Raw genomic sequence first — 23,843 nt, 5'->3', positions numbered from 1 at the left:
CGAGGTTTAACGAGTACAATTTAGTTATTACTGAGTTTGCGTAAAAAGGATAGTTTGTGAAGCCGTACTACAATTGGCGCTATATCTTAAAGGTGGCATCCGAACATAAAACGGAGCTAATTAAAGCGAATATTATCGCTTTCTTTGCCGCTTTGGTTTCTGTTCCGCTACCACTGTTTATGCCATTGTTGGTTGATGAAGTTCTGTTAGATCAACCTGGGTTTATTGTCGAAACTGTAGGCCCTATGTTCCCACCTGAATGGCATGGGCCGGTGCTGTTTATCGGTGTGATTCTGTTTGTCACACTGTTTTTGCGTTTAGTCGCCCTGATGATGAACGTTTGGCAGGCGCGCCAATTCAGTATTATCTCTAAAGATGTCACTTATCGGATTCGGGTTGGCTTATTAGAGCGGCTTAAAAAGATCTCAATGGCCGCTTACGAAACTGTTGGTAGTGGTGCAGTTTCCTCTCACTTTGTGACCGATCTAGATACTGTAGATCGCTTTATCGGTAGCTCGCTCAGTCGTTTACTGATTGCATCCCTATCTATCTTAGGTACTGCCATTATTTTGCTGTGGATGCACTGGCAGCTTGCCCTGTTTATCTTGTTTCTTAATCCCGTGGTGATCTATTTCACTACCATGGTTGCCAAGCGGGTTAAGCACCTGAAAGGTCAGGAAAACAAAGCGTTTGAGGTGTTCCAGTCGGCATTAACCGAAACCTTGGACAATATCCAACAACTGCGTGCCTGTAACCGTGAACAGCATTATCTCAAAGGGCTGATCGCAGAGGCCAAAACCGTACGTGATCATTCAACCGCATTCGAATGGAAAAGCGATGCGGCCAATCGCTTAAGCTTTGTCCTGTTCATGATCGGCGTTGATCTCTTTAGAGCGGTTTCCATGCTAATGGTAGTTTTCTCCGATCTGACCATTGGTGAGATGATGGCAGTGTTTGGATACCTCTGGTTTATGATGGCGCCAGTGCAAGAGATTCTAGGCATCCAATACAGTTATTATGCTGCTAAGGCTGCTCTGCAGCGGATCAACAATTTGGCAGACTTTAAAGAGGAACCTCAGTACCCAGCCAAGGTTAATCCATTTGAAGGTAAGAAAACCGTCGCGGTTAAGTTGCAAGATATTCACTTCAGTTATGAAACAGGTGTTGAAGTACTAAAAGGCGTCTCGGTTGATATCCCAGCAGGGCAAAAGATTGCTTTAGTCGGTGCCAGTGGTGGCGGTAAATCAACCCTGGTACAGGGACTGTTGGGTTTATACCCAATCGAGAAAGGGGAGATGTTCTTTGATGGAGTCTCGATCAAAGATATAGGTTTGGCTTGCGTTCGAGATAACGTTGCAACTGTACTCCAGCATCCTGCTCTGTTTAACGGTTCGATTCGTAGCAATCTGACCATGGGCAAAAGCTATTCAGATGAAGAGCTTTGGAATGCCTTAGATGTCGCCCAGTTAAAGCCCTTTGTTGAATCACTAGAGCAGCAATTGGATACGCAGGTTGGGCGGCAGGGCGTAAGGCTCTCCGGAGGACAGCGCCAACGTATCGCTATCGCACGTATGCTGTTAAGTGACCCTAAGGTTGTCGTACTAGACGAAGCGACCTCTGCCTTGGATGCAGAGACCGAGTTGAATTTACATCAGGCGTTAAAGAGCTTTTTAAAAGATCGCACTACCATCATCGTGGCTCATCGCTTAAGTGCAGTAAAACAAGCCGATCATGTCTATGTGTTTGAAGATGGCAAAATCTGCGAGCAGGGCAATCATTCAGAGCTGCTACAAAGTAATGGTCTCTACTCTAGGCTCTACGGTGAATATCAATAAACGCTTCGGCTGAATTGGTTCATCTTAGGTACATGCTCAAGATGTAAGCTCAGTAATTAATATTTATGGGGCGGCGTGGATCGAATCTGGCTTGAGGCTGTCAATATGGATAATCAAAGATGGATGGACAGGCTCGAGTAGGCTATAAAACGGTTTCAGGGTATTAATTGCTAAAATGTAATTGATAGTAGAAAGGGATTTTGGCCCGAACAAATCATCTGATATGAAGATCAGATAAGAGGATACACCTATGAGTAAGTATGCAGTTGTTGTGACAATGCTATGTACGCTAACACTAAGTGGTTGTGTAAGTAATTTAAGCGGTACAACCTATTCGCGTAGTGAAGCACGCCAAGTTCAGCAAGTTCAGTACGGTGTTGTGCAATCTGCCATTCCTGTAGTTATTGAAGGAACCGGTGGTGTAGTCGGTGGTGCAACAGGTGCTGTAGTGGGTGGCATCGCAGCCAGCAATGTTGGTGGTGGTCGCGGTAAAGATATCGCGACAGTATTAGGCGCTGTTGCCGGTGGTGTCGCAGGTAAAAAAGCTGAAGAGATGCTAACACGTGCACAAGGACAGGAGATCACTGTGCGCTTAGACAATGGCAATATGGTATCAATCGTCCAAGAGATGGACGGTGGACCAGCCTTCGCAGCAGGCGATCGTGTAAGGGTGCTAACCCGTGCAGGTACTGCTCGCGTGACTTACTAAGCCTAAGTTAGCTCTCATTTAAAAAGCCCTTGCTGATTAGCAGGGGCTTTTTTTGGGGTGCGCACTGCCTGTTTACATAGCTAGGGGATAATTGACGGGCATAGTCTAAATTATTGAAAATTTACTCTGACCCCAATTATTTTTACGCTAACTGCGCTAATTAAAGGTTTGCGTAACGATAAAGGGCAGATCATCGCTCAGCTGTTTGATAACCCAGATGCGTTTAACAGCAATCGTTATGATCAAGCTGTCCGTACCTTAGTAATGCCTGCCAAAAACTTTTCTGAAGAACTGAGTTTCAATCAGTTACCACACGGTGAGTATGCACTGGTGCTATTTCATGATGAAAATAACAACCAGCAGTTTGATCAAACAGGCTCGCTGATTGAGGGGTATGCCTACTCAGCTAATCTAAGTAAAACTGTTGCGGCTAAAACATCTGCGGTGAATTTTCGGCAGGCAGCCTTCAATGCCAATAGCGACAAAAAACTGAATATTAGCCTGATTTATCACTGAGGATTATTTTATGGCAACGTCAGCACCAACGAGTGTCAAAGTAAAAATCTCAGGACCTAGTCCTGTTGAGGCTAAAGGGAAGGGTGAGGGTAAGAAAGGCCAGCAGCCCTCCCCAAAAACAGCCAAGGTTTGGCCTTGGAAAACGCTATTGGGCCTAACCCTAATTCTTACTGAGTTATGGCTAAATACCGGCATTATCTGGGGCGTATTTATGCTGCTCTGGGCCATTATGGGGATCAGCTCAGGACAGACCTATATTCTTGAGATTTTAGAGCGCAGAGAGCACCCGATTCTGTACTGGTTTACTATCCATCTATGGCTACTGTTTGCAGCATTCTTCTTCATGAGTAATCAACACATCTATGCTTTTTGTCTGGCTGTGATTGCAAAGGTAACTGCTGTGTTTGGTTGAGATAAATGGGGGGAACCTATGTAGGCTGTACCTTCTTACTTTCTAAACCTGAGTTAGCTCTCAATAAAAAAAGCTCTTGCTGAATAGCAGGGGCTTTTTTGTTTGAGGGGATGTTTGTTTTTTTAAGGTTGTGTCAAAAGCTTCTTAAATTTGTGTGTAAGCAGTGAATTTATTGATTTATGTGATTGAACGGTTGTTAAAGTGGATAAACTCACATATTTGATACTTGTGCTTCATCCCGTGCTAAGTTAAAAGTTCTTATAAAACAGATACCTGTCGATTTTTTTGTGAGTGATAGGTACCAATAGAAGGGATGGTCTTCTTTATCACCAAAAGTGTTTTTAACTTTAGGAAGTCGATGGGAAAGCCGTTTATTCATCGAAAAATAGAGGCTTAGAGATAAACTGGATCAAAGTTTGATTTATTGAAAATAAACTCTAGCCCAAATTAAAGAATCGTATACGGATAGCAAATTGGGGATAAAAAGGCGTTCCATGGAGCAGCGGAAATACTTCAAATACAGAATAAATGAACTTGAAGATGTCTATAAGAACGGCATCAATGACATTGCCATTCTTGAAGAGCTTGAGGAAGAACTACACCACAGATCTACACAAAGAGCGAGGAAGCTATTGAGCGCTGTCCAAAAAAACATGGGGGGAAATGATCATGCCGCGCCTGTTTCCAGTGAATCAGTCTCTACAGAACCTCCAGCATCCGTTAAAACTCCAAAGAATACAAACGAACTGGAAGCTACGGCAACGCCTCTAAAGCCAGCTGAAGCAATAGTACCAGTTAGTGCCACTGTGCCCGAACAGGATGCTGAGAAGGTAATAAACTGGAATGAGGCAGTCACAAATACAGACGTATTAGTTTCACATTCTGAAAGCGCTGAAGACCCTAAGCCGCTTCAAAATAATCCTTCAGATATTCTTGATGTTTGGACTGTGTTGGAAGCGTTGTCGCCTCAGTCCTATAAAAAGCCGAACGATTTAGTTATCGGGAAAGGCTCCGTAGCTTATTTGCAAGAAGGTCGTGAGCCTTGGTTAAAAGGTGAAAAGTCCCGCCCAAAAGCCAATCTTTATTACATGGTCTATTTAGGTGCGGTTGACATTGAAAAAGCCACAGAAAAATTATTGTCTATTTATCAAGACAAGCGGGTTGAACTCCCATCAGTGCGTGGATTAGCTGCATTAGGTGTTGTGCTTCTTGATAAAAAAGGTGTTCCTATTTCTAATACGGGGTTGGCGTTATCTAGTTTCGGTTGGTCTTACTCAAGAGCATTACAGGGAAAGCTTCATGAGTTAAAGTCGTGGGAAATTGCTGAGAAAAAATTAGTTGAAGGATTGGAAAAGTATATTTATAGGGAGGATGAGAACGGACGCCAGTTACCTTTTACACTTAGTCAGGCTCGATTTGTCCATCGATGGCTTCTTAATAATTGTGAAATTCCTGCCGAAGATTCTTTAGAGCCATCATTTGCTATTCGTTTGTATCAACCCTTTAGCCGAGGCGAGCCGGAAGCGCCTTTGTTAAATAGCTTTTATCTCGATGATCTTCAAAAAGCAAAACAAGCCGTTCAAACTGAGGCCTCAGGTGATGCCCTTTCTCAGTATTTAGGAATCACAAAGCCTAAAAATCGTTTCGACATTTTAAAAGACAAACAATATTTAGAAATCGCATTGCAGCCAAAAAATTCACCTGCGGCGAGATGGCCTAGCAACGGACGGCATTCTCTGGTTTTGCTCCAGCAAGCGGCAGTTAATCTTGCGAGATCACAATTATCAACAGGAGGTTTGTTTTCTGTTAACGGTCCGCCAGGAACTGGAAAAACGACGCTTTTAAGGGATATCGTTTCTTCTGTTTTGGTGGATCGAGCAAAAGCGTTGTGTGCTTTCAAGAATGTCGATGATGCATTTAAGCATTCAGGTCAGATGAAGTTAGGTAATGCTTTTGTTCACCTCTACAAACTTGATGATAGTTTGAGAGGGCACGAAATGGTTGTGGCCTCAACTAACAATAAAGCTGTTGAAAATATCAGTAAAGAGCTTCCATTATTCAGACAGATTGCACAGGACATTGATGGGTTTGAATATTTTAAAACTATTAGCGATGCTTTGTCTGATGGTACAGAAGAGACTTGGGGGTTATGTGCAGCTGTACTTGGGAATTCGAAAAACCGCTCAGAATTTATAAATTCTGCATGGTGGGATGATGATACAGGGCTTCGTAAATACTTCCTGTCAATAACAGGCCAGCTGAATTTGGAAGTTGATGATGATGGAAATGACATTATTCCTCGCATCATTGATGAATGTAACCCACCCAGCTCAATTGATGAGGCAAATAAACGTTGGGATTTATCTAGAAAAGAATTCGAAGAGGCTTTAACAAAAGCACAGCGAGCAATTGATCAAGCACAAAAAGCATATGAAGCTTCTGTCAAAGAACCGAAATTAGAAGAAAAGATAAAAAGCCTACTTACAGGTGAGGCGCGACAGGAAGCAGAGATCAATAACGAAAAGGAGCGCTATGCCTCACTCGAAAGAGATTCAGTGCAAAAAAAATTAACAGTAGATCAGCTCAAAACTCGGGAAAACGTTCTGAAAACGACGAAGCCGGGGTTCTTAAAGCGTCTGTTTTTTCGATCTGAATGGAATGAGTGGAAGGTTCAACATAGTGCATTACGAACAGAACTTTCAGGTGCTTCCAAAGAATATAACATAGCTCAAAGTAAGACAGATGAATGCAGTTCCGAGCTATCCAAATTGCATCATGAAATTTCTCAGATTCAGGAAAAGTTAAGAGCACTCCAATCCCAGCGCGTTGCTCTTTTAGCTGATATCGAAAAATACTCGCCAATATGCGGGGATAAACTCGTTACATCTGGACTTTGGACTTTAGAACATGATCAACAGCAAATTTTCTCGCCTAACTTTACAACCGAAGCACAGCGTCTTAGAGATGACGTGTTTGTCGCCGCAATTAGGTTGCATAAAGCCTTCATAGACGCATCATCAAAGCAGCTCAGACAAAATCTAGGTGCATTTTTTTCTGTTTTAAATGGTAAAGGCTTACCCGAAGACAAGTTGGCTCTGTTACCTCATCTTTGGTCGAGCGCATTTTTGTTAACTCCAGTCATGTCGACCTCGTTCGCTTCGGTAGGGCGAATGCTAAAACAAATGCCAAAGGAAAGTATTGGATGGTTGCTTATCGATGAGGCTGGTCAGGCTACGCCACAAGCTGCTATTGGAGCTATATACCGATCTAAGCGGGTTATGTGTGTTGGTGATCCACTGCAAATCGAGCCTGTCGTTACTTTACCCTCACCTTTGATTGAAGGGATTTCAAAATATTTTGGAGTTGATTCTTTTCATTGGATGGCCCCTGAGGGGTCTGTTCAGACGTTATCGGATAATGCAAATGCCTATGGTACAACTATCCCCCGAGAATTGAGCGAGATTAGAATTGGTTCGCCTTTGCTTGTCCATAGGCGTTGTGAAGACCCAATGTTTACGATTTCAAATCGTCTTGCATATAACGGCTTAATGGTTCAAGCAACAGTTTCCCGTGAATCTGATATTACCTCATTATTTGGAAAGCAATCCAAATGGTTTGATATACAAGGAAATGCTCAAGAAAAGTGGTGTCCAGAGGAGGGGGAGGTTGTTGCTGAAATGCTTCTTAAGCGAATAGCTGAAGCCAATGGTAATCCTGAAATTTATGTAATTTCTCCATTCAGAATTGTTGCTGAACGAATGAGACAGCGTATGCAAATGGAAGAGAATACCTTAAAACAGTACGGCATCGAAAATCCAAGTGAGTGGATTTACAACAATATTGGAACAATTCACACATTCCAAGGAAAGGAAACTAAAGCGGTTATATTGCTTTTAGGTGCTCCAAACCCGGCGCAAACTGGTGCAAGGAACTGGGCTACGTCTAATGTGAACCTGCTCAATGTTGCAGTTTCAAGAGCAAAGCAGAATTTTTATGTGGTTGGGAATAAGTCACTCTGGGGAGAACTTGGAAATATGAAGCTAGTTACCAGATGGATTGGTAAGTGACATAAATGGGGCAGGGTATAAATTGTAGAAAATCTACACTGACCCCATTTACTCCAAGTAGTAAAAGCCCATATATTTGATAGTTGCTTTACACTCAAAGCTAAGTTAAAAAGTCATATAAAACAGATAGATGGATGTTTTGTGCGAGCGAGATAGCAATTTCGTTAAGAAATTTATTTAGTACGTGCGCGGTTTGTCATGGAAGAATGTATGAATATTCACGTTTATTCCTCCTTTTCCAGTTTTTAACATCCGTTATTCCATAAATGCGGTTAGGGTAGATATACGGACCCCCGTATACTTAAATGTTATGCCAATTAAGGAGAAAAATATGGCAACGTTACCGACACCTGAAGAATCAGGAGAACTAATTTTAAAAATCTATGAAGAATTTGGAGTCCGCCCAGGAGAAATGCTTCAAATGAGAAGTCTTCTTGCTAAATGGATTCATACTGATCTAAGAAATAGCGATTTAGCTGACGGCCTGCAATGGTTAGGAGAACGGGGTTTTATTGAGCAAAAAGAAGGTAAAAGTAGTGATGTCTTCTTTCTAACAGAGGCAGGCTTTGCTGCCATTTAATGCATAACAATCCACTGGGGCATGGAGTGGCTAAGCCGCGTATGTTTGTGGAGTGTTAGGTACTTGAGGAATAGTTGGGATGGATCTGAAAGACTTTATTAAGCAGAGTATTGTTCAGGTTACAGAAGCAATAGTTGAGAGTAACGCAGAATTAAAAGGAACTGGTGCAGTAGTTAACCCTGGAAAGATTCAAGTCAATTCAGACTCATCGCAAGCATATGGTAGGGAGTCCTCAAAATTAGTCCACGACAGTAGAGTCGTTCATAAATTGGACTTTGATGTTGCAGTCGTTGCAGAGGATGAGCAAAGCGCTGAGGCAGGAGCAAAAATATCTGTAATGTCATTGAAAATAGGTGCCGATGGTGGAGTAAATTACACAAATAGGTCAGAGTCGAGAATTAAATTCTCAGTCCCTCTAATTTACCCTGAAGGTTCAGATAAAGCATAACAAGGCCATCAACTCCGTTCCTGCAAGTTGTGGGCGTTATGTGAAGAGGGAATTAAAGGGGGCAGAGCCCTTTAATTCTCTGCTGAGATACTCCAAGGAGGCCCCGCCTTAAATACTCCAAACAATGGAGTATCTCCGTGACAAACCCTATCCAAAATAACCCTCTTAAACTTAAATCAAACCAGATTAAGCCCTACAGGACTCACAAGATCGAAGAACAGTCCTACACCTGTCCAATCACAAATTCCGAAATCCTTACAGATGAAGCCTGTCTTGACCATGAGCATGAGACGGGCTTTTGTCGTGGAGTTCTACCGAGAAACATCAACACCGCTGAAGGTAAGATCAGGAATGTATACATCAGATAGGTGAATAAGAGAGGCATTTCACTACCTGAGTTTCTGAAAAACCTCGCTGACTATCAAGACCAAGACTACTCAGTGAATCCCATCCATCCGACACACCTTACCCCTGAAGAAAAGAAAGAGAAGGCTAGGAAGAAGAGGAATCGTTAGGAGTATTCTTTGCAGTGATAAATCTTATTCGTGATGTAGCATACGTGTTCATGTGCATTACAATCACCAAAGAAGTAAGAATTATTAATGAACCTGTTTGCTTGTCATCAAAAGCACATACGTAATAGCAATCTGTGAAGTATGATGCAGCGTAACCACCTAAGACGACGGCTAGAACACCTAACAAAGTATCCAGCCACTCAAATCTAGCTGCGTGTTGAACCGTCATGGTTAGCAAAAGTCCGCAAAACAAAGCCACAACTAGGACAGGGTTAAACAGTGGATACAGAGTTACACCCGAGATAGCGACCACAAGTGCAAATTCGATCATTAGTATTAATGTAGACTTATCCTTTGTCTGTTTAAGCAAATCTAACTCCTTGACATAAATAGCTTTATTTAAAATCCGATTGTAACGAGAATAGCTGGAAAATTTGAAGAGTTTTTTCTTTCAGTGGCAAAAAATTACCTCAAACACCTACCACGCTGAGCTTCCACCTTTACGAGATCATTACTCCATCGAACATCAACAGAGCTGTTCTCAAATTTGGAGAATTGATCATGAAAAACACAAAAAACAATTAAAAGGGGTCAGAGCCCTTTAATTATTGGTAAATAGCGGCAAGTGAAATACTTAACAAGTAACCACAGCCGTTCTTTGCAGTATTCTTCCTGTATTTAGCGTTGAAAGCCCCTAATCCACCTCACTCAGAAAAATAACAAACCGATGTATCAGCAGAATGCTTTGCCTGATACATCGCTTTATCTGCTCGTTGTATCAGTATCTCTGCGCTGCCTGCATCCTCTGGGAATATGCTGATCCCAATACTTGCTGAAATAATATGTTGTGCCGGTTTTAGATCAAACGGGGCGACAAGGCTATTTAGGCATTTCTCTGCGACTAAGATTGCTTGTTCGCGTTTTTCGATATCAATCAGTGCTACAAATTCATCGCCGCCGATACGTGCAATGGTATCGGTGGAGCGAAAGCAGTGTTTTAAACGTTTAGCGACTTCTCGCAGGACTTTATCGCCGGTGGCGTGGCCGTATTGGTCGTTTACCGGTTTGAACTTATCCAGGTCGATATAGATAACTGCCAGCTGGCTTAGTTGTCTTTCTGCACGGGAGATCGCGCTTTCAAGACGAGAGTAGAAGAGGCGGCGGTTGGGTAGATCGGTTAGTGGATCTTGATAGGCTTTGGTCAGCAGGTTGTCTGCCATTGCACTATGAGTCTTTTCGTCACGTACGATCAGTACAAATTTATTGGCTTGTACCGATTGGCCTTGAACCGCATTTAGGGTGGCGAAATAGGTTCTGTGGTCGTGACTGCAGATCTCTCCGCACCAGCTGCCATTGGACTCGGTCAGTTTGTCCAAATCGATAGCGTTACGTTCTGGGCTGTATAGCAGTTCGCTCAGTTGCAGGCTTTGCGTTTTATCTTTGAGGTGAGGGAACTGGCTTTGTGCCGCTTCGTTACTGGAGATGATCTCGCCTTCGTCAGATAGAATGATGCAGGGATCTGGGGTGGCATCAAACACTAAGGAGGCGAGAAGTAGGTTCTGCTCGGCTTCGCGCTCAAAGGTGACATTGCGGCCTATGCCTAGGACGCCAGTCTCAGTTGAGTTGCTCTCTTTCAGCGGCAGCTTGTACATGTCCAATAAGCGGCGGCGACCATCTTTGTAGGAAACCCATTCGTCGCAGCGCTGTGCTTCTAGGGTTTCTCTTACCTCTTTATCTTTATTGGCGATGTATTCGGCTGAGGTTTTCGACATCAGTTCATAATCTGTGCGGCCTAAGATATCTTCGGCGGGTGTATCCAGAAACTCCTCAAAGCTCTTGTTGCACAGCTGATAAACCCCTTCAGGGCTTTTGGCGAAAATAAAGTCCGGTACTGCGTTGATAATGGTGTGCAGTAGTTCTTGCTCGCGCTCTAGCTCTTTGTGGGTTTCGATAAGATCGGTGATGTCGTGTAACATCACCATCGCGCCTAGATCCGTGATCAGTGAACCAGAGTAGGAGGTGAACTTGCCTTCAAAAGTATGCAGCTGTTTACAGATAGAGGTCTGGCTGATTCGCGCCTTAGCTTGGGTGCCCATAAAGGCTTGCTCGAGTACACCTTTGATCTGCTGTTCGTAGTTTTCGGCGCCATGAACTTCGGCAACGGTTTTGCCGATAAACGCATCTTTAGAAATACCAAAAAAGTTTTCGTAGCCTTTGTTTACCGCCACAAACTTATTGTTTTGATCAACAATGGCAATCATATCGCTGAGTTGATCAAGCATAGATAGCTCTGTTTGTGGGTGTAGTTTAGAAGGATCGTTCTGTTGTTCGTTCATACTGACCTTGGCATTTTGATCAAACTTCTATTGAGCGAGCAATATCGTTCAAAAGCCTTTTTAGGGGCGGCTACGAAGAAAATATTCGTAATCTCTTAAGTAAGGGTAAAAGAATAAAACATACGTTTAAATTAAACAATTGTTTGAGATTGGCGCTCCGATAATTTACACAGTGGGGATCAACATACCTAGGAGAGAATGATGACCCCTTTATTTATGAAAGCCCGGCATTTTTTTGAGGATATCTGTCCCGCTCAGGATGACACACTAAAACTGGTTGTTGTTACCCATCTACTTGATACGCCTCCGGTTTTTTTGGATGCGCTGGAGCAATTTTGCCGTGTAAAAATGGTCTTACCGAAGCCTAAAAGTATCAGCCGCTCAACACTGGAACAAGTAGAACAAAGGTTCCAGGTAGTGATTAAAAAGCGCTCTCAGATAAGTTCAGTCGAGGTCATATCAGCAATATTGAATGAATATGCCCCAGAAGGGGATATGATTTTAGTCGATATTGGTGGCTACTTTGCCTCTGCGCTGCCGCAATTACCTGATCGATTAAAAGCTAATCTGCTTGGCGTGGTGGAAGTCACAGAAAATGGCTTACAACGTTATCTTGAACACGAGCAACTGCCGGTACCGGTGTTATCGGTTGCCCGTAGCCCACTTAAAAGCCCCGAAGATTATCTGACCGGTCAATCGATTGTTTACTCTGCCGAGGCTTTGATGCGTGAATGCCACCAAATTATGAACGGCGGAAATGCGGTGGTGTTTGGTTATGGCAAGATCGGGCGCTCGATTGCTAAGGCGCTGTATGAAAAGAATATCAATACCAAGGTGGTTGAGATCGATCCGATCCGTGCGATCGAGGCGAGATCGCGCGGTTTTGATTTGATCAATAAAGAGGATGCCTTGCAGAGTAGTGATGTGATCTTTTGCGCGACGGGTAATCAGTCACTCAATAATCATGATTTTAACCGCATTAAAAATGGCGCGTTTATCTTTTCGGTAACTTCGTCCGATGATGAACTGGAACTCAGCCGAGCGGATACCAACTTCTCGGTGAGTCAGGAAACCCAGCATATTGCGCGGTATGAGCGCTTAGGTCAGTACTTTTACTTGGCCAATCGGGGTAACGCGATCAACTTTATTCATAACGCTGAGGTTGGCCCTTATATCTACCTTGTGCAAGGTGAGGTGATTAAGGCGATTAATCATATCCGTTCTCAATCTTTGCCAGCGGGATTGGATCAGTTACCTACGCCAGAACGGCGAGATCTGGCTGAGCGTTGGCTTGCGCACTTTGGTTAACCTGAAAAGCAGTAGAAAAACAGGTGCTCGGTTGTGCTTCCGAGCCTTGTTTTACGTGTTCTCACTGGCAGAATTACTATAGAATCCCTGCTTTTTAGCGCACTATTAAGAAAGCAGTATAAATATGTCTGAAAGTCATCAAGCCCATATAGGTTTAACTGATCCTAAGAGCCCTGAGAATGTTGGGGCGATCATGCGTGCAGCGGGTTGCTACAACGTGCAATCTGTTACCTACACGGGCAATCGTTTTAACAAAGCGCAGGAACAGAATAAGCGACTGCAGACAGATACCCGCAATATGCTGGAGCGTATCCCGCTTGATCATATTGAGTGCTTTAAAGCGTCGATTCCAAAAGGTGCAAGACCGGTTGCGATTGAGCTGGTGGAAGGTGCGACTTCATTGATCGACTACGAGCACCCTGAAAATGCTTACTATATCTTTGGCCCTGAAGATCGCTCGATCGATAAAGAGATTGTGGCTTGGTGTGAAGATGTGATCTACATTCCAACCGTTGGCTGCATGAACTTAGCCGCAACAGTGAATGTTGTGCTTTATGATCGTATTGCTAAGTTAGGCCCGAAAGAGTCTGGTGATGAGTTGATCCGTACATCGCGTGATCGCAATAATCAGCTTAAGGTGTAACGACGGGCAGTAATGAAAGGCGAGATAACTAGCCTAGTTCGTGAACTAGGCTAGCTGTAGTAAGCGTATAGAAAGCGAACTTACTTATCTGGTGCGTGGAAGTAAAGGTACAGATCGATCAGAAGTTCTGGAATCTGCGCGCACATCTCTGCACATAGTTTCTCATCTTCACGAATCTTGTTGATGTCATCTTCTTCAAACAGTTCAGATGCAACCATTACTGGTAGAAGCATCTCAGCTACTTCTTCCTGTTTCTTGCTGCCGAACCATTCTTCTTCCTGAGTGAACACACCTTCCATAAAGGCTTGTGACCACCATGCTAGAGGCGAGATATCTTCATCTTCTTCAGCGTCTAGAGATAGTTCGCACGGTAGTTCGATTTCGCCGTCGCTGTATAGCTGGCCGCCGATAGTGCTGTATAGGCGTTTTAGTAGGCCTATGATCTCAGCTTCTTGCGCTTCTGATTCCCAGTTTGGCGTCTGATCAAAAACCAGTTCCATCCACGTGGATTCATCAAGAGGAGTAGGGCTGATATTTAGCGCGCTAAACAAGCCGTGAACGCCGATAAGATCAAGGCAATCTTCTGAAACAGCATCGGAATAAAGGAAGTCGTCCAGTAGATCCAGTTCTGAATCGGTAAGTGCATTCGCTGAAGTGAGAGTCATGAATATATTCCTAAAAGGTTATGCTGATGATTTTAACTTGCTTGGTCAGATTTAGCAGTATTTTTTAACTGCTCAATTCAATACGGTTGTCAGTGACAAAGGCGCACGCTTTCTGGATAATCCAGCCATGAATTCAAGCGCGTTACAGATCCTCAAAGAGGTTTTCGGTTACGATCAGTTCCGAGAGCCCCAAGCCGAAGTTATAGGTACCCTGGTAAATGGCCAAGATGCCTTGGTGGTTGTGCCTACAGGTGGTGGTAAATCACTCTGTTATCAGCTGCCTGCATTGATGAGGCAGGGCACGGCTATTGTTATCTCGCCGCTGATCGCGTTGATGCAGGATCAGGTTACTGCGTTATCTCAATGGGGTATTCGTGCTGGGTGCTTGAATTCGAGCATGGATTTCTCTTTGATCAATGAAACCGAGCATCAGTTAAGATCCGGTGGCTTTGATCTACTCTACATTGCGCCGGAACGATTACTTCAGCCGCGCACGCTCTCTCTGCTTCAGTCCTGCCAAATTGCACTCTTTGCCATTGATGAAGCTCACTGTGTATCCCAGTGGGGGCATGATTTTAGGCCGGAATATTTGCAGCTAAGCCAATTGGCCCAGTTATTCGCCGGTGTGCCGCGTATTGCGTTAACGGCTACCGCGGATGAGCGCACTCAGCAAGAGATCGTTGAGCGACTAGCGCTGACCAATCCTGCTGAGTTTATCCAAGGTTTTGACCGCCCGAATATTCGTTATCGTATCGGGCAAAAAGACAGCGCTAAAAAGCAGCTGTTAAAGTTTCTTAAAGATGAACACCCGAAAGATTCCGGTATTGTTTACTGCCTTTCTCGAAAGCGGGTAGAAGATACTGCTGCTTGGTTATGCGAGCAGGGCTTTAATGCGTTGCCTTATCATGCGGGACTTGCGGCAGACCTTCGCAGTCATAATCAGCATCGCTTTTTGACCGAAGAAAATATCATCATGGTAGCGACCGTTGCGTTTGGTATGGGCATTGATAAGCCGAACGTGCGCTATGTGGCTCACTTGGATCTGCCAAAAAGCATTGAAGCGTATTATCAGGAAACTGGTCGTGCGGGCCGTGATGGATTACCTGCCGATGCTTGGATGGTTTATGGCTTGCAGGATGTGATGTTCCTGCGTCAGATGTTGGAAGGCTCGCAAGCGCCAGCAGAGCAGAAGGTAGTTGAGCGCCAGAAGCTAGAAGCGATGCTTGGATTGTGTGAGATCACGAGCTGCCGTCGTCAGGTGCTTTTAAGTTACTTTGGTGAGAAAGATCATCAGCCTTGTGGCAATTGCGATACCTGTTTAGAGCCTGTTCCTGTTTGGGATGGCACTGAAGCGGCACGTAAAGCCTTATCGGCGGTTTACCGTTCTGGGCAGAGTTTTGGTGTGAATCATGTGGTCGATATCCTGATGGGGAAATCGAATGAGAAAACCAAAAACTTCGCCCATGAAAAGCTTTCTACTTGGGGCATAGGCAAAGAACTGGATAAGAACCAGTGGCGCTCTGTTTTCCGTCAGCTGGTGGCTCGTGGATTGTTGGGTGTGAATGTCGATCAGCATGGTGTTTTGCACTTAACCGATAAGTGCCGTCCGCTTTTACGCGGCGAAACCAAAATCCAACTGCGTAAAGACCAGCGTCAGCATACACCTTACCGTAAAAACCAAGTACCGCAGAGCCAGCTGGAAGCTGAAGATTATGCGCTATGGAATGAGCTTAAAGCGGTGCGTAAACGCTTGTCTGATGAGCAGGATGTACCGCCTTATGTGATCTTCCACGATGCAACGCTGATGGAAATGGTGATGTATCGCCCGCAAACCTCAGATCAGTTCAAACGCTTGAACGGTGTGGGCGAACGCAAACTGGACCTTTACGGTGCTGACTTTATTCAGGCGATTGAAGAGTTCGAGGATCAGCACAAAGCCGATAATGTCGCGACTCAGGCAATGGAATCGGTTGTGCTGTATCGCAGTGGCATGACGGTTGATCAGGTTTCGAGACAGCAGCATCTATCGGTTAATGCGATCTACGGTCACTTAGCTCAAGCGATCCAAAAAGGAGAATTGGCGGTTCAGGATGTGGTCGATCTTCCTGAGAAAGAATTCAGCCATATCGAGCAGGTGATGCTGGAGTGTCAGCAGGAGTTTGGCCAAGCGTTAAAACCTGTGCATGAAGCCTTGGCTGGTGTCTATGAAGTTGGGGTTCTTCGTTGTATTAAGGCTGGGCTGGAATCCGCGTGAGTGAAGATCTGAGTCTCTCAGCTTTATTCATCAGCGGTTTTATATCGGCTACGTTGTTACCTGGCGGTTCCGAAGTTCTACTGGCTTGGCAACTCTCTCAAGGTGTTCATGATCCTTGGAGCCTTTGGGCTGCAGTGACCGCGGGCAATGCCTTAGGCGGTATTGTGACTTTCTTAATGGGTTGGGGAATTGCCCATTACTACCCTCTACGCGCACTATCATCACCTAGACAACAACAAGCGCAACGATGGCTCACTCAATATGGCCCTGTAGCATTGTTAATGTCTTGGGTTCCGTTGATCGGTGATCCGCTTTGTTTGGTTGCTGGCTGGTTAAAAACCAATTTTTGGCTTAGTGTACTGATGATCACTTTGGGAAAAGCGATCCGATATTTGATTATTGTGGGCTTGATTTAAGGGATTAATGGGAGTGGCCGTTCGTGGGATTAGTGGCTAAATCGCAACGAAGTACATGGGGTTGGCTACGGTTAATTATTCTGATCCTGGCGTTGATCGTGGTGGCGATGAATGCTTGGCTATCACAGCTACGCTCTACCGATTGGGATCGGCCACTTTGGGTGGTGATCTATCCGATTAATGCCGATCAAGGCGCTGATACTCAACTCTATGTTGATGCCTTATTAGAAGGCCATTTCGACGATATCGAGCATTTTATGGCGCGAGAAGCGCGTCATTATGATCTTCCTCTTGAAACACCACTCGAAGTTTATCTAGCTCCCCCTTTGACTGAGCACCCTCCAAAACCGCCACAAAACCCGAGTATGTTAGATAGTGTTTCATGGAGTTTAAAGCTGCGCTATTGGGCTTGGCAGAACGATAGTTGGACTGGCTCAACGCCTGATATAAAAGTCTATTTGAAGCTGCATTCACCTAAGACTCATCAAGTACTGGAGCATTCCTTAGGTTTGCAGAAAGGGATGATTGGTGTGGTGAATGGTTTTGCTAGCGTCGACTATCAAGCACAAAATAACTTTGTGACTATACATGAAGTGCTGCACACCTTAGGGGCGACCGATAAATACGATCTCAGCAATAACCAGCCGATCTGGCCCGATGGTTATGCAGATCCTGAATTAGAGCCTTTATTGCCGCAAGCTTATGCGGAGGTGATGGGTGGTCGAATTCCACGGACGTCTACCACAGCAGAGATGCCTGAGAGTCTTGAGCAGGTTTTAGTCGGTGAAAAAACTGCTCAAGAGATCAACTGGACTCAGCCTTAAGCGTTATCAGTGTTTATTGCTCGATAACCGACTTCAACGCTTTAACGATATCCTCTTCAAGTTCAATCAGAAGATCCTGAGCAGGGCTTTCTGGATTGATCTGGCTTGGGCGCAGGAACTTGATATAGGTTGTATCGTTTTTGTGTTGCAGAGTGATAGAAAGAGGGCAGAGCGCGCCCATATCAGGATCTTTGTTAATCACATGGTTAGCGTACCAAGGATTACAGAAGACTAAGCTGCGAATCTCTTCATAACCGTGTTTGTTGTAATCAGCACCCCAGCGATCTTTATAGTGTGTCAAAGAGCGGCCGATATTGGGCTCGAAGATGACATAAAAGCGGCTCTCTTCCAGAGCTTGGCTGATCTCTGTGTGGTTAATATCAAAATCCCCCTCCATCTCAAAAGATAGAATCGGGTTAGCAAAAACGGTGCTGCTCGCTAGCAGAGTTGCCGAGAAAACCAGTCTTTTGATCAGCTTAAGCATTACTTGCTCCAAAGAATCCATTTACCGATGAAAGTTCAGTTTAGTGTATCACCGCATCTTAGCCGAGCAAGCGTCAAGGTGTAGGACTTCTTAAGATCATCTAGTGTATAATCTGCGCTCCGAAATAGAGCTGAAGACCATGACTACTAGCAACACCTCATCAATTGAAGATCCTCAACTAACTGACGCCGAAGCTGCTGCAGAGCAGAAGAAGCAGAAAACCCGTATGAACAAGCTGCAGAAGCGTCTGCGCCGTGAGATGGGTCGCGCGATTGAAGACTTCAATATGATCGAAGATGGCGATAAGGTTATGGTCTGCCTTTCTGGCGGTAAAGATTCTTACGCGATGCTGGATATCCTGATGAATCTGCAGCGCAGTGCCCCAATCAATTTTGAGCTGGTGGCGGTGAATCTGGATCAGAAACAGCCGGGTTTCCCTGAGCATGTTTTGCCTGCTTATTTGGAATCGATCGGCGTACCTTTCCATATCTTGGAGCGTGACACTTATTCAGTAGTTAAAGAGGTGGTGCCTGAAGGTAAAACGACCTGTGCACTTTGCTCGCGTTTACGCCGTGGTTCTCTATATGGTTTCGCTGAAGAGATCGGTGCTAACAAAATCGCACTAGGTCATCACCGTGACGATATTCTAGAGACGTTGTTCCTTAACATGTTCTATGGCGGTAAGCTTAAATCGATGCCGCCAAAATTGGTTTCGGATGATGGTAAGAACATGGTTATCCGCCCGTTAGCTTATGCGCGCGAAAAAGATATCGCTGCTTTTGCTGAACTACGTGGCTTCCCAATCATCCCTTGTAACTTGTGCGGTTCTCAGGAGAACCTACAACGTCAGGTGATCAAAGAGATGCTACAAACTTGGGATAAGAACTTCCCTGGTCGTATCGAAACCATGTTCCGCTCGTTGCAGCACGTTGTGCCATCACACTTGGCTGATACTGAACTGTTTGACTTTAAAGGCTTGCAGCGTGGCTTCCCGCATGGCATTGATCCAAACAGTGACACTTCAATGCGTCCAGATAATGCGCCGACTGAAGAAGCGGTGCAGACGTTTAATCCGCAGAAGATCGACGTTCTTTCTCTCTAATCTTTCCATTGTTTCATGACGCATGTCTGAAATTGTCGGATATGTGTCATTGATGACATTTCGGTTTCGCGTAATACTGCTATCACAGGTTTAATAGCCGTGGGAGTATTACGTGAAAACTATCGCCGTTCTTGGCTATGCTGATTGCCAAATTCTAGATGTGACCGGGCCATTGCAGGTGTTCGCATCGGCTAATCGGGCATTAGGCCAAGATTTCTACCAGATTAAAATCCTTGGGTTATCTCAAGAGCCTATAGTGACCAATTCTGGGATGCGCTTGGTTCCTGATCAGTGCTATTTCGATGCTACGGATATAGATACGCTATTGTTTGCCGGTGGGCGAGGAGTAGATCTACAGCGGCAAAATCAAGATCTGATTAACTGGATACAGGAGCAGGCTAAAACTGTTCGACGTATTGGCTCGGTCTGTAGTGGTGCTTTCCTCTTGGCAGAAGCAGGTTTGTTGGCGGATAAAGAGGCCGTATCTCACTGGCAGTGTTGTGACCTGTTAGCCGAAGAATTCCCGGATACGCGGGTTAACTCCGATGCGATCTGGATTAAACAGGGCGATCTTTATACCTCCGCAGGCGTGACCTCGGGTATTGATCTGGCCTTAGCCCTTGTCGAGGAGGACTTAGGTCATGAGATTGCGATGGCGGTTGCGCGAGAACTGGTGGTGTTTATGAAGCGCCCCGGTGGTCAGGCTCAATTTAGCACTCAGCTAGAAGCTCAGTTAAAAACCACAGGGCCTGTTGCCAAGGCAGTTGCTTATATTGAGCAACATCTAAATGCAGAGCTTAATCTCGCCATATTGGCAGAGCATTGTTGTGTCAGTGAGCGACATCTGTTTCGTCTATTCAAAAGTGAGTTTGCGCAATCGCCAGCCACTTATATCGAAAACAGTCGCTTAAGTTTGGCTCGGCAGTTATTAGAAAGCGGCGCATTGAATCTACAACGGGTAGCTGAACAGAGTGGACTAGTATCCGCTGACAATCTTCGTAGAGTGTTTATTCGCCGTTTAGGTATTAACCCAAGTGAGTATCGGGATCGTTTTGGTTCGGTAACTTGTGACCAAGCATCAAAGGGTATTAATTCATGAATCTGAATGTTTTCTTGCTCTCCGGTTGCCAAGCCTTATTAACCACCGGAAACATACTGTTAGTCTCGGTGGTGGCTTTGATCGGTCAGAACCTCGCGGCGAGCCCTTCCATGACGACCTTTCCGGTGGCGACTCAGTTTATTGGTTTGATGCTCGCGACGATTCCTGCCTCTCTGATCATGCGTCGTATAGGCCGAAAAAATGGCTTCTACTTAGGAAATTCGATCGGTATTTTGGGTGCGGCATTGTGCATTCTTGCCCTGCAAGGAGAGCAGTTCTTTCTATTCTCGTTTGGTACGTTCCTTTTAGGGATAGGCATTGGCTTTGGTACTTTGTACCGTTTTGCAGCAGTCGAAGTCTGCGATGATCAGTCGAAAAGTAAAGCTATCTCCTTAGTTATGGCCGGTGGTGTTGTAGCTGCGGTGATTGGGCCGCAGTTGGCAATCTACAGCCAGGATCTATTGGGAGAGGCCGAGTTTGCTGGTGCTTTTGTTGGATTATTAGGCCTTTACGTTATTGCACTTTGTTTGCTGTTTTTTACTCATATTCCAAAAGAAGTGGTTGCTGAAGAAACTGATAAAGCACGTCCGTTACTGACGATTGTTAGGCAACCCACCTTTATCGTTGCCGTTGTTGTTGCAATGGTGGGTTATGTAGTGATGAACCTACTGATGACAGCAACGCCTTTGGCCATGGCCCGTTGTGGTTTTACCTTTGCTCAAGCGGCTCATGTTATCGAGTGGCATGTGTTAGGGATGTTTGTACCGTCGTTCTTTACCGGCAGTTTGATCGCACGATTTGGCCTTAATCCTGTTATGTATGCCGGCGCCGTATTTATGTTGGCCTGCATTGGCATTAACTTGATGGGTGTATCTGAATGGCATTTTTGGACGGCATTGGTGTGCTTAGGAATTGGCTGGAACTTTATGTTTATCGGCGCAACTCAACTGGTTACCACCACTTATAGACCAGCAGAGAAAGCCAAATCTCAGGCTGCTAATGAGTTTTTAGTATTTAGTATGGTGACAGTTTCCGCAATGTCTGCCGGTTGGATGGAGGCTGTATTGGGTTGGCAAGCGATGAATTGGATTGTTTTACCTTTGATCCTTTGGGCAGTAGCAGTTATTTTCTATATAGGCCGCTCTCATTCTGAGCCTGTGGCTGCTACCTAAGGAAGGAATATGAAGTCGCCACAATTTTTATCTATCGTGACCTCATCGCCAGTTAAAGTGAGATTGACCAATCTCCCTGAAATACAGGCTTTAGGCATCACTACTGTATGTGAATCTAACTTGCAGCGATTCACTGCTATGGATAATAACAGGGCGTTGGGGCTTGCAGAGTACCTTGCTGAAAATCCCGAAGAAACTGAGGTATGGTCTGCAGCGTTTTATCCTGAGCTACCCCTTGAGGCCGTGGAGATACAACCTTATTCACGAGCGCAACGTGGTTTACCCTGTTTGTTTTCCCAAGTAGGGGAGTTACCCGGCATCGAAGATGGTGATCGCTTTCCTGTGGGAGATCAGTGGCCACTAAGCTGTAGCCCTCAAGAGCGAGCGTTTAGCTTGTTGCAGGAGCGGATGCGTAAGCTATGGAGCGAAGGGCGACCGGATGCTGAGATGAAATTAGCTTTAATCGCTGATTATGCCGGGCGCTTAAATCGATTAAGCGGTCACCATTTTATTCATTGGGACGGCGAGTTGCTTTTTGCCTATTCTGGTAACGAAACTGACCTTGAACCTTTGGCTTACCAGAGCTTTTCATTTAGAGAACTTTGTTTGAATTTGGGGGTAGATCTAGAGCTTTCTTCAGATGATCTTGTTACCGGTGTTATTGTCGCTTCCCAGTCTCTATTGGGCGACGAAGCTATTCCTATCAATCCAGGGAATACCTTATGTTTCAAGCAAGGACAGCTATTTGAGCAGTGCGAGCCCGTAAGTTTTTGGGAAAGAGTAGAGTAACTCATTCCCAGATGAAAATAGCAAACTTTTGCCAACAATCGCTTCCATTTTTGATTCAGCTTCTTGTTTTAATTTGTTTTTTAATATTCCTTCATAAAATCGAATAGTTGACTATATTTAAGTTACTTAAGGATATAGAGTAGTGGTATTACCAATTAAAATATTGGTCATACCTTTGGCTGTTTGTATTAGTAAGATGGTTAGGCGCAGTAAGATTTATGAAGGATAACGTAGTTCCTCAAGTAGGTATCCCTCCCATGGCAATCGTTGATATGACAGATCAATCCATGCTTATTCAAGTGTTTGATCGCATTGTCTTGCCAACTTTTGTACTTGATAAAGATCACAGGATTATTTATTGGAACTCAGCTCTTGAAGCCATTAGTGGTCTTAGTAGAGAAGAGATGGTCGGTACTAAAGATCAGTGGAGGCCTTTTTACTCCTCTGCGCGCCCTTGCCTTGCTGATTTGATACTTGAAGGCGGCAAAGACGAAGACGTTAAACACTACTATATGAATAAGTGTCAGCGTTCAGAGTTGATCGAGGGTGCTTATGAAGCCGAAGATTTCTTCCCTGACTGTGGTGTCGATGGTGAATGGCTGCAATTTACAGCTTCCAGCATTGTTGATTCCAATGGCGATTTAATAGGTGCGATTGAAACCTTCCAGAATATCAGTGGACGTAAAAAAGCTGAGTTTGAGCTGCTTGAGCGAGAGCGGATATACAAAGAGCTGAGTATCACAGACAGCTTAACCGGTCTTCATAATTCTCGTCATTTCTATGACCAGATGGAAAACGCGTTGGAAACTGCCCGCCGTTACCATCATGGTTTTACTTTATGCTTTTTCGATCTGGATGATTTCAAAAAACTCAACGACTCTCATGGCCATTTGATGGGCGATAAAGTGCTCGAAACCTTCGGTGCTTTGGTTCGCTCTTCCCTACGAACCTTAGACAGTGGTTATCGCTATGGTGGTGAAGAGTTTGCGATCTTACTGCCTTCGACCGATGTTGATGGCGCTGAAACGGTGGCTGAAAGGGTACGTGAGAGTTTACAGAACTATCAGTTTATCTTACCGGATGGTGAAACCATTCGTTGTAGCGTTAGTACGGGCGTTACCGCTTATACCGTGGGTGATAGTGTACAGAGCTTGATGCAGCGTGCAGATAATGCGCTTTATAAAGCAAAAGAGCAGGGTAAAAACTGTATTGTCACAGTTTAGCTTTTCACAACCGCTTCTCTATGTAATCATCTGCCTCCGTAACTTGGAGGCAGTATGAAGAGTTTTCTTTTTTCTACAGATAATGATCGTGGTGGCGTAATTTTGTGTGATTTGGACACCTTGCCAGAAGCGGTCGACTATTTGAAACAACGCTTTAAAGGGGTTGTTCGAGTAGAGCAGGGCCGAGACTATTGGTCCGAGGAAGAAGGCTTTGCAAGTTTGCCCGCACCAGCTGAAGAAGATAACCCTCAAAGCAGCGGCTGAGAGCTTTTCTCCAAACAGTCGCGGAGGGCTGTTCTAAAAGCAGAGGCTGATGGCTCTTCCGTTACCCTATTTATTCAAGTTAATCTCAGCATTCCACAATAATTAGTAACTGACATTAAAAGTCCAGTTCAGTAAAGTAGATAGCTCTAATTACCAACCCTCGTTGGTGAGCAATTTTTACT

Annotated in this window: 23 protein-coding genes; 19 read left to right on the top strand and 4 right to left on the bottom strand. The window is 44.7% G+C overall.

Translation table 11 applies throughout. The features are described from left to right. Window positions 1–56: 56 nt before the first annotated feature. The 8 genes from ACMXYW_RS10605 (at window position 57) to ACMXYW_RS10570 (ending at window position 8,935) form a co-directional block, all read left to right on the top strand. Window positions 57–1,835, top strand: coding sequence for an ABC transporter ATP-binding protein (locus ACMXYW_RS10605; RefSeq protein WP_415904032.1), 1,779 nt, complete (start codon window positions 57–59; stop codon window positions 1,833–1,835). A gap of 250 nt (window positions 1,836–2,085) precedes the next feature. Further along, window positions 2,086–2,544, top strand: a complete 459-nt coding sequence (locus ACMXYW_RS10600; RefSeq protein WP_415904031.1) for a glycine zipper 2TM domain-containing protein — start codon at window positions 2,086–2,088, stop codon at window positions 2,542–2,544. A 168-nt stretch (window positions 2,545–2,712) separates the two neighbouring features. Continuing rightward, complete coding sequence (locus ACMXYW_RS10595) at window positions 2,713–3,060, top strand: DUF2141 domain-containing protein (protein ID WP_415904030.1); 348 nt, start codon at window positions 2,713–2,715, stop codon at window positions 3,058–3,060. A 10-nt stretch (window positions 3,061–3,070) separates the two neighbouring features. After that, on the top strand, window positions 3,071–3,472 hold the full coding sequence (locus ACMXYW_RS10590) for a hypothetical protein (RefSeq protein ID WP_415904029.1): 402 nt from the start codon (window positions 3,071–3,073) through the stop codon (window positions 3,470–3,472). Window positions 3,473–3,966: 494 nt separating this feature from the next. Further along, window positions 3,967–7,539, top strand: coding sequence for an AAA domain-containing protein (locus ACMXYW_RS10585; RefSeq protein ID WP_415904028.1), 3,573 nt, complete (start codon window positions 3,967–3,969; stop codon window positions 7,537–7,539). A 331-nt stretch (window positions 7,540–7,870) separates the two neighbouring features. Then, a complete protein-coding gene (locus tag ACMXYW_RS10580; RefSeq protein WP_415904027.1) occupies window positions 7,871–8,119 on the top strand; it encodes a hypothetical protein in 249 nt (82 codons plus the stop codon). Window positions 8,120–8,198: 79 nt separating this feature from the next. Continuing rightward, window positions 8,199–8,567 carry a hypothetical protein gene (locus ACMXYW_RS10575; protein ID WP_415904026.1) on the top strand — a complete coding sequence of 123 codons (369 nt, stop codon included), beginning with the start codon at window positions 8,199–8,201 and terminating at the stop codon, window positions 8,565–8,567. Window positions 8,568–8,704: 137 nt separating this feature from the next. Continuing rightward, entirely contained in the window at window positions 8,705–8,935 is a 231-nt protein-coding gene (locus tag ACMXYW_RS10570) for an endonuclease domain-containing protein (RefSeq protein WP_415904025.1), read from the top strand. Between the two features lie 124 nt (window positions 8,936–9,059). On the opposite strand, the gene ACMXYW_RS10565 is transcribed toward ACMXYW_RS10570, so the two are convergent. Then, window positions 9,060–9,452, bottom strand: coding sequence for a hypothetical protein (locus ACMXYW_RS10565; protein ID WP_415904024.1), 393 nt, complete (start codon window positions 9,450–9,452; stop codon window positions 9,060–9,062). A 334-nt stretch (window positions 9,453–9,786) separates the two neighbouring features. Then, window positions 9,787–11,418, bottom strand: a complete 1,632-nt coding sequence (locus tag ACMXYW_RS10560) for a diguanylate cyclase domain-containing protein (protein WP_415904023.1) — start codon at window positions 11,416–11,418, stop codon at window positions 9,787–9,789. 201 nt (window positions 11,419–11,619) lie between these two features. Between ACMXYW_RS10560 and ACMXYW_RS10555 the strand changes: the two genes are divergently transcribed. Together ACMXYW_RS10555 and ACMXYW_RS10550 are read left to right on the top strand one after the other, a co-directional pair. Further along, the gene (locus tag ACMXYW_RS10555) at window positions 11,620–12,726 is read left to right on the top strand and encodes an adenosylhomocysteinase (RefSeq protein WP_415904022.1); all 1,107 of its coding nucleotides are present in this window, start codon (window positions 11,620–11,622) and stop codon (window positions 12,724–12,726) included. Between the two features lie 124 nt (window positions 12,727–12,850). After that, entirely contained in the window at window positions 12,851–13,369 is a 519-nt protein-coding gene (locus ACMXYW_RS10550; RefSeq protein WP_415904021.1) for an RNA methyltransferase, read from the top strand. Between the two features lie 80 nt (window positions 13,370–13,449). On the opposite strand, the gene ACMXYW_RS10545 is transcribed toward ACMXYW_RS10550, so the two are convergent. Next, window positions 13,450–14,034 (bottom strand): YecA family protein, encoded by a 585-nt coding sequence (locus ACMXYW_RS10545; protein WP_415904020.1) that lies wholly within the window; start codon window positions 14,032–14,034, stop codon window positions 13,450–13,452. Window positions 14,035–14,161: 127 nt separating this feature from the next. Between ACMXYW_RS10545 and recQ the strand changes: the two genes are divergently transcribed. Genes recQ through ACMXYW_RS10530 form a run of 3 tightly spaced genes read left to right on the top strand, consistent with a single transcriptional unit; the run spans window position 14,162 to window position 17,528 of the window. Further along, window positions 14,162–16,288, top strand: a complete 2,127-nt coding sequence (gene recQ / locus ACMXYW_RS10540) for a DNA helicase RecQ (RefSeq protein WP_415904019.1) — start codon at window positions 14,162–14,164, stop codon at window positions 16,286–16,288. Further along, window positions 16,285–16,704: a YqaA family protein gene (locus ACMXYW_RS10535; RefSeq protein ID WP_415904018.1), complete on the top strand. Its 420-nt coding sequence runs from the start codon at window positions 16,285–16,287 to the stop codon at window positions 16,702–16,704. The genes recQ and ACMXYW_RS10535 overlap by 4 nt, the downstream gene beginning before the upstream one ends. A 23-nt stretch (window positions 16,705–16,727) precedes the next feature. Further along, entirely contained in the window at window positions 16,728–17,528 is an 801-nt protein-coding gene (locus tag ACMXYW_RS10530; protein WP_415904017.1) for a hypothetical protein, read from the top strand. A 13-nt stretch (window positions 17,529–17,541) separates the two neighbouring features. On the opposite strand, the gene ACMXYW_RS10525 is transcribed toward ACMXYW_RS10530, so the two are convergent. Then, window positions 17,542–18,012 carry a DUF302 domain-containing protein gene (locus ACMXYW_RS10525; RefSeq protein WP_415904016.1) on the bottom strand — a complete coding sequence of 157 codons (471 nt, stop codon included), beginning with the start codon at window positions 18,010–18,012 and terminating at the stop codon, window positions 17,542–17,544. A 226-nt stretch (window positions 18,013–18,238) separates the two neighbouring features. Here ACMXYW_RS10525 and ttcA point away from each other — a divergent pair, with 226 nt between their 5' ends. The 6 genes from ttcA (at window position 18,239) to ACMXYW_RS10495 (ending at window position 23,661) form a co-directional block, all read left to right on the top strand. After that, window positions 18,239–19,114: a tRNA 2-thiocytidine(32) synthetase TtcA gene (gene ttcA, locus ACMXYW_RS10520; RefSeq protein ID WP_415905886.1), complete on the top strand. Its 876-nt coding sequence runs from the start codon at window positions 18,239–18,241 to the stop codon at window positions 19,112–19,114. Window positions 19,115–19,226: 112 nt separating this feature from the next. Further along, a complete protein-coding gene (locus ACMXYW_RS10515; RefSeq protein ID WP_415904015.1) occupies window positions 19,227–20,213 on the top strand; it encodes a GlxA family transcriptional regulator in 987 nt (328 codons plus the stop codon). Then, window positions 20,210–21,385: an MFS transporter gene (locus ACMXYW_RS10510; protein ID WP_415904014.1), complete on the top strand. Its 1,176-nt coding sequence runs from the start codon at window positions 20,210–20,212 to the stop codon at window positions 21,383–21,385. The genes ACMXYW_RS10515 and ACMXYW_RS10510 overlap by 4 nt, the downstream gene beginning before the upstream one ends. A 9-nt stretch (window positions 21,386–21,394) precedes the next feature. Next, window positions 21,395–22,174, top strand: a complete 780-nt coding sequence (locus ACMXYW_RS10505; RefSeq protein ID WP_415904013.1) for a class II glutamine amidotransferase — start codon at window positions 21,395–21,397, stop codon at window positions 22,172–22,174. Window positions 22,175–22,392: 218 nt separating this feature from the next. Beyond that, window positions 22,393–23,397, top strand: coding sequence for a diguanylate cyclase (locus ACMXYW_RS10500; RefSeq protein ID WP_415904012.1), 1,005 nt, complete (start codon window positions 22,393–22,395; stop codon window positions 23,395–23,397). 54 nt (window positions 23,398–23,451) lie between these two features. After that, entirely contained in the window at window positions 23,452–23,661 is a 210-nt protein-coding gene (locus tag ACMXYW_RS10495) for a hypothetical protein (RefSeq protein WP_415897875.1), read from the top strand. Window positions 23,662–23,843: the final 182 nt, after the last annotated feature.

Origin of the sequence: Neptuniibacter sp. QD48_55, assembly GCF_047778115.1 — a bacterium.
Classification (GTDB): domain Bacteria; phylum Pseudomonadota; class Gammaproteobacteria; order Pseudomonadales; family Balneatricaceae; genus Neptuniibacter.
Note: the sequence above shows the minus strand (reverse complement) of the source record. Positions and strands in the feature narration are given on the sequence as shown.

Excerpts from the sequence above, each read along its gene's own strand:
- ACMXYW_RS10590 (WP_415904029.1), top strand. The coding sequence starts at position 3,071 with ATGGCAACGTCAGCACCAACGAGTGTCAAAGTAAAAATCTCAGGACCT.
- ACMXYW_RS10495 (WP_415897875.1), top strand. The coding sequence starts at position 23,452 with ATGAAGAGTTTTCTTTTTTCTACAGATAATGATCGTGGTGGCGTAATT.
- ACMXYW_RS10600 (WP_415904031.1), top strand. The coding sequence starts at position 2,086 with ATGAGTAAGTATGCAGTTGTTGTGACAATGCTATGTACGCTAACACTA.
- ACMXYW_RS10560 (WP_415904023.1), bottom strand. The coding sequence starts at position 11,418 with ATGAACGAACAACAGAACGATCCTTCTAAACTACACCCACAAACAGAG.
- ACMXYW_RS10575 (WP_415904026.1), top strand. The coding sequence starts at position 8,199 with ATGGATCTGAAAGACTTTATTAAGCAGAGTATTGTTCAGGTTACAGAA.
- ttcA (WP_415905886.1), top strand. The coding sequence starts at position 18,239 with ATGAACAAGCTGCAGAAGCGTCTGCGCCGTGAGATGGGTCGCGCGATT.
- ACMXYW_RS10525 (WP_415904016.1), bottom strand. The coding sequence starts at position 18,012 with ATGCTTAAGCTGATCAAAAGACTGGTTTTCTCGGCAACTCTGCTAGCG.
- ACMXYW_RS10510 (WP_415904014.1), top strand. The coding sequence starts at position 20,210 with ATGAATCTGAATGTTTTCTTGCTCTCCGGTTGCCAAGCCTTATTAACC.
- recQ (WP_415904019.1), top strand. The coding sequence starts at position 14,162 with ATGAATTCAAGCGCGTTACAGATCCTCAAAGAGGTTTTCGGTTACGAT.
- ACMXYW_RS10585 (WP_415904028.1), top strand. The coding sequence starts at position 3,967 with ATGGAGCAGCGGAAATACTTCAAATACAGAATAAATGAACTTGAAGAT.
- ACMXYW_RS10500 (WP_415904012.1), top strand. The coding sequence starts at position 22,393 with ATGAAGGATAACGTAGTTCCTCAAGTAGGTATCCCTCCCATGGCAATC.
- ACMXYW_RS10550 (WP_415904021.1), top strand. The coding sequence starts at position 12,851 with ATGTCTGAAAGTCATCAAGCCCATATAGGTTTAACTGATCCTAAGAGC.
- ACMXYW_RS10555 (WP_415904022.1), top strand. The coding sequence starts at position 11,620 with ATGACCCCTTTATTTATGAAAGCCCGGCATTTTTTTGAGGATATCTGT.
- ACMXYW_RS10580 (WP_415904027.1), top strand. The coding sequence starts at position 7,871 with ATGGCAACGTTACCGACACCTGAAGAATCAGGAGAACTAATTTTAAAA.
- ACMXYW_RS10505 (WP_415904013.1), top strand. The coding sequence starts at position 21,395 with ATGAAGTCGCCACAATTTTTATCTATCGTGACCTCATCGCCAGTTAAA.
- ACMXYW_RS10545 (WP_415904020.1), bottom strand. The coding sequence starts at position 14,034 with ATGACTCTCACTTCAGCGAATGCACTTACCGATTCAGAACTGGATCTA.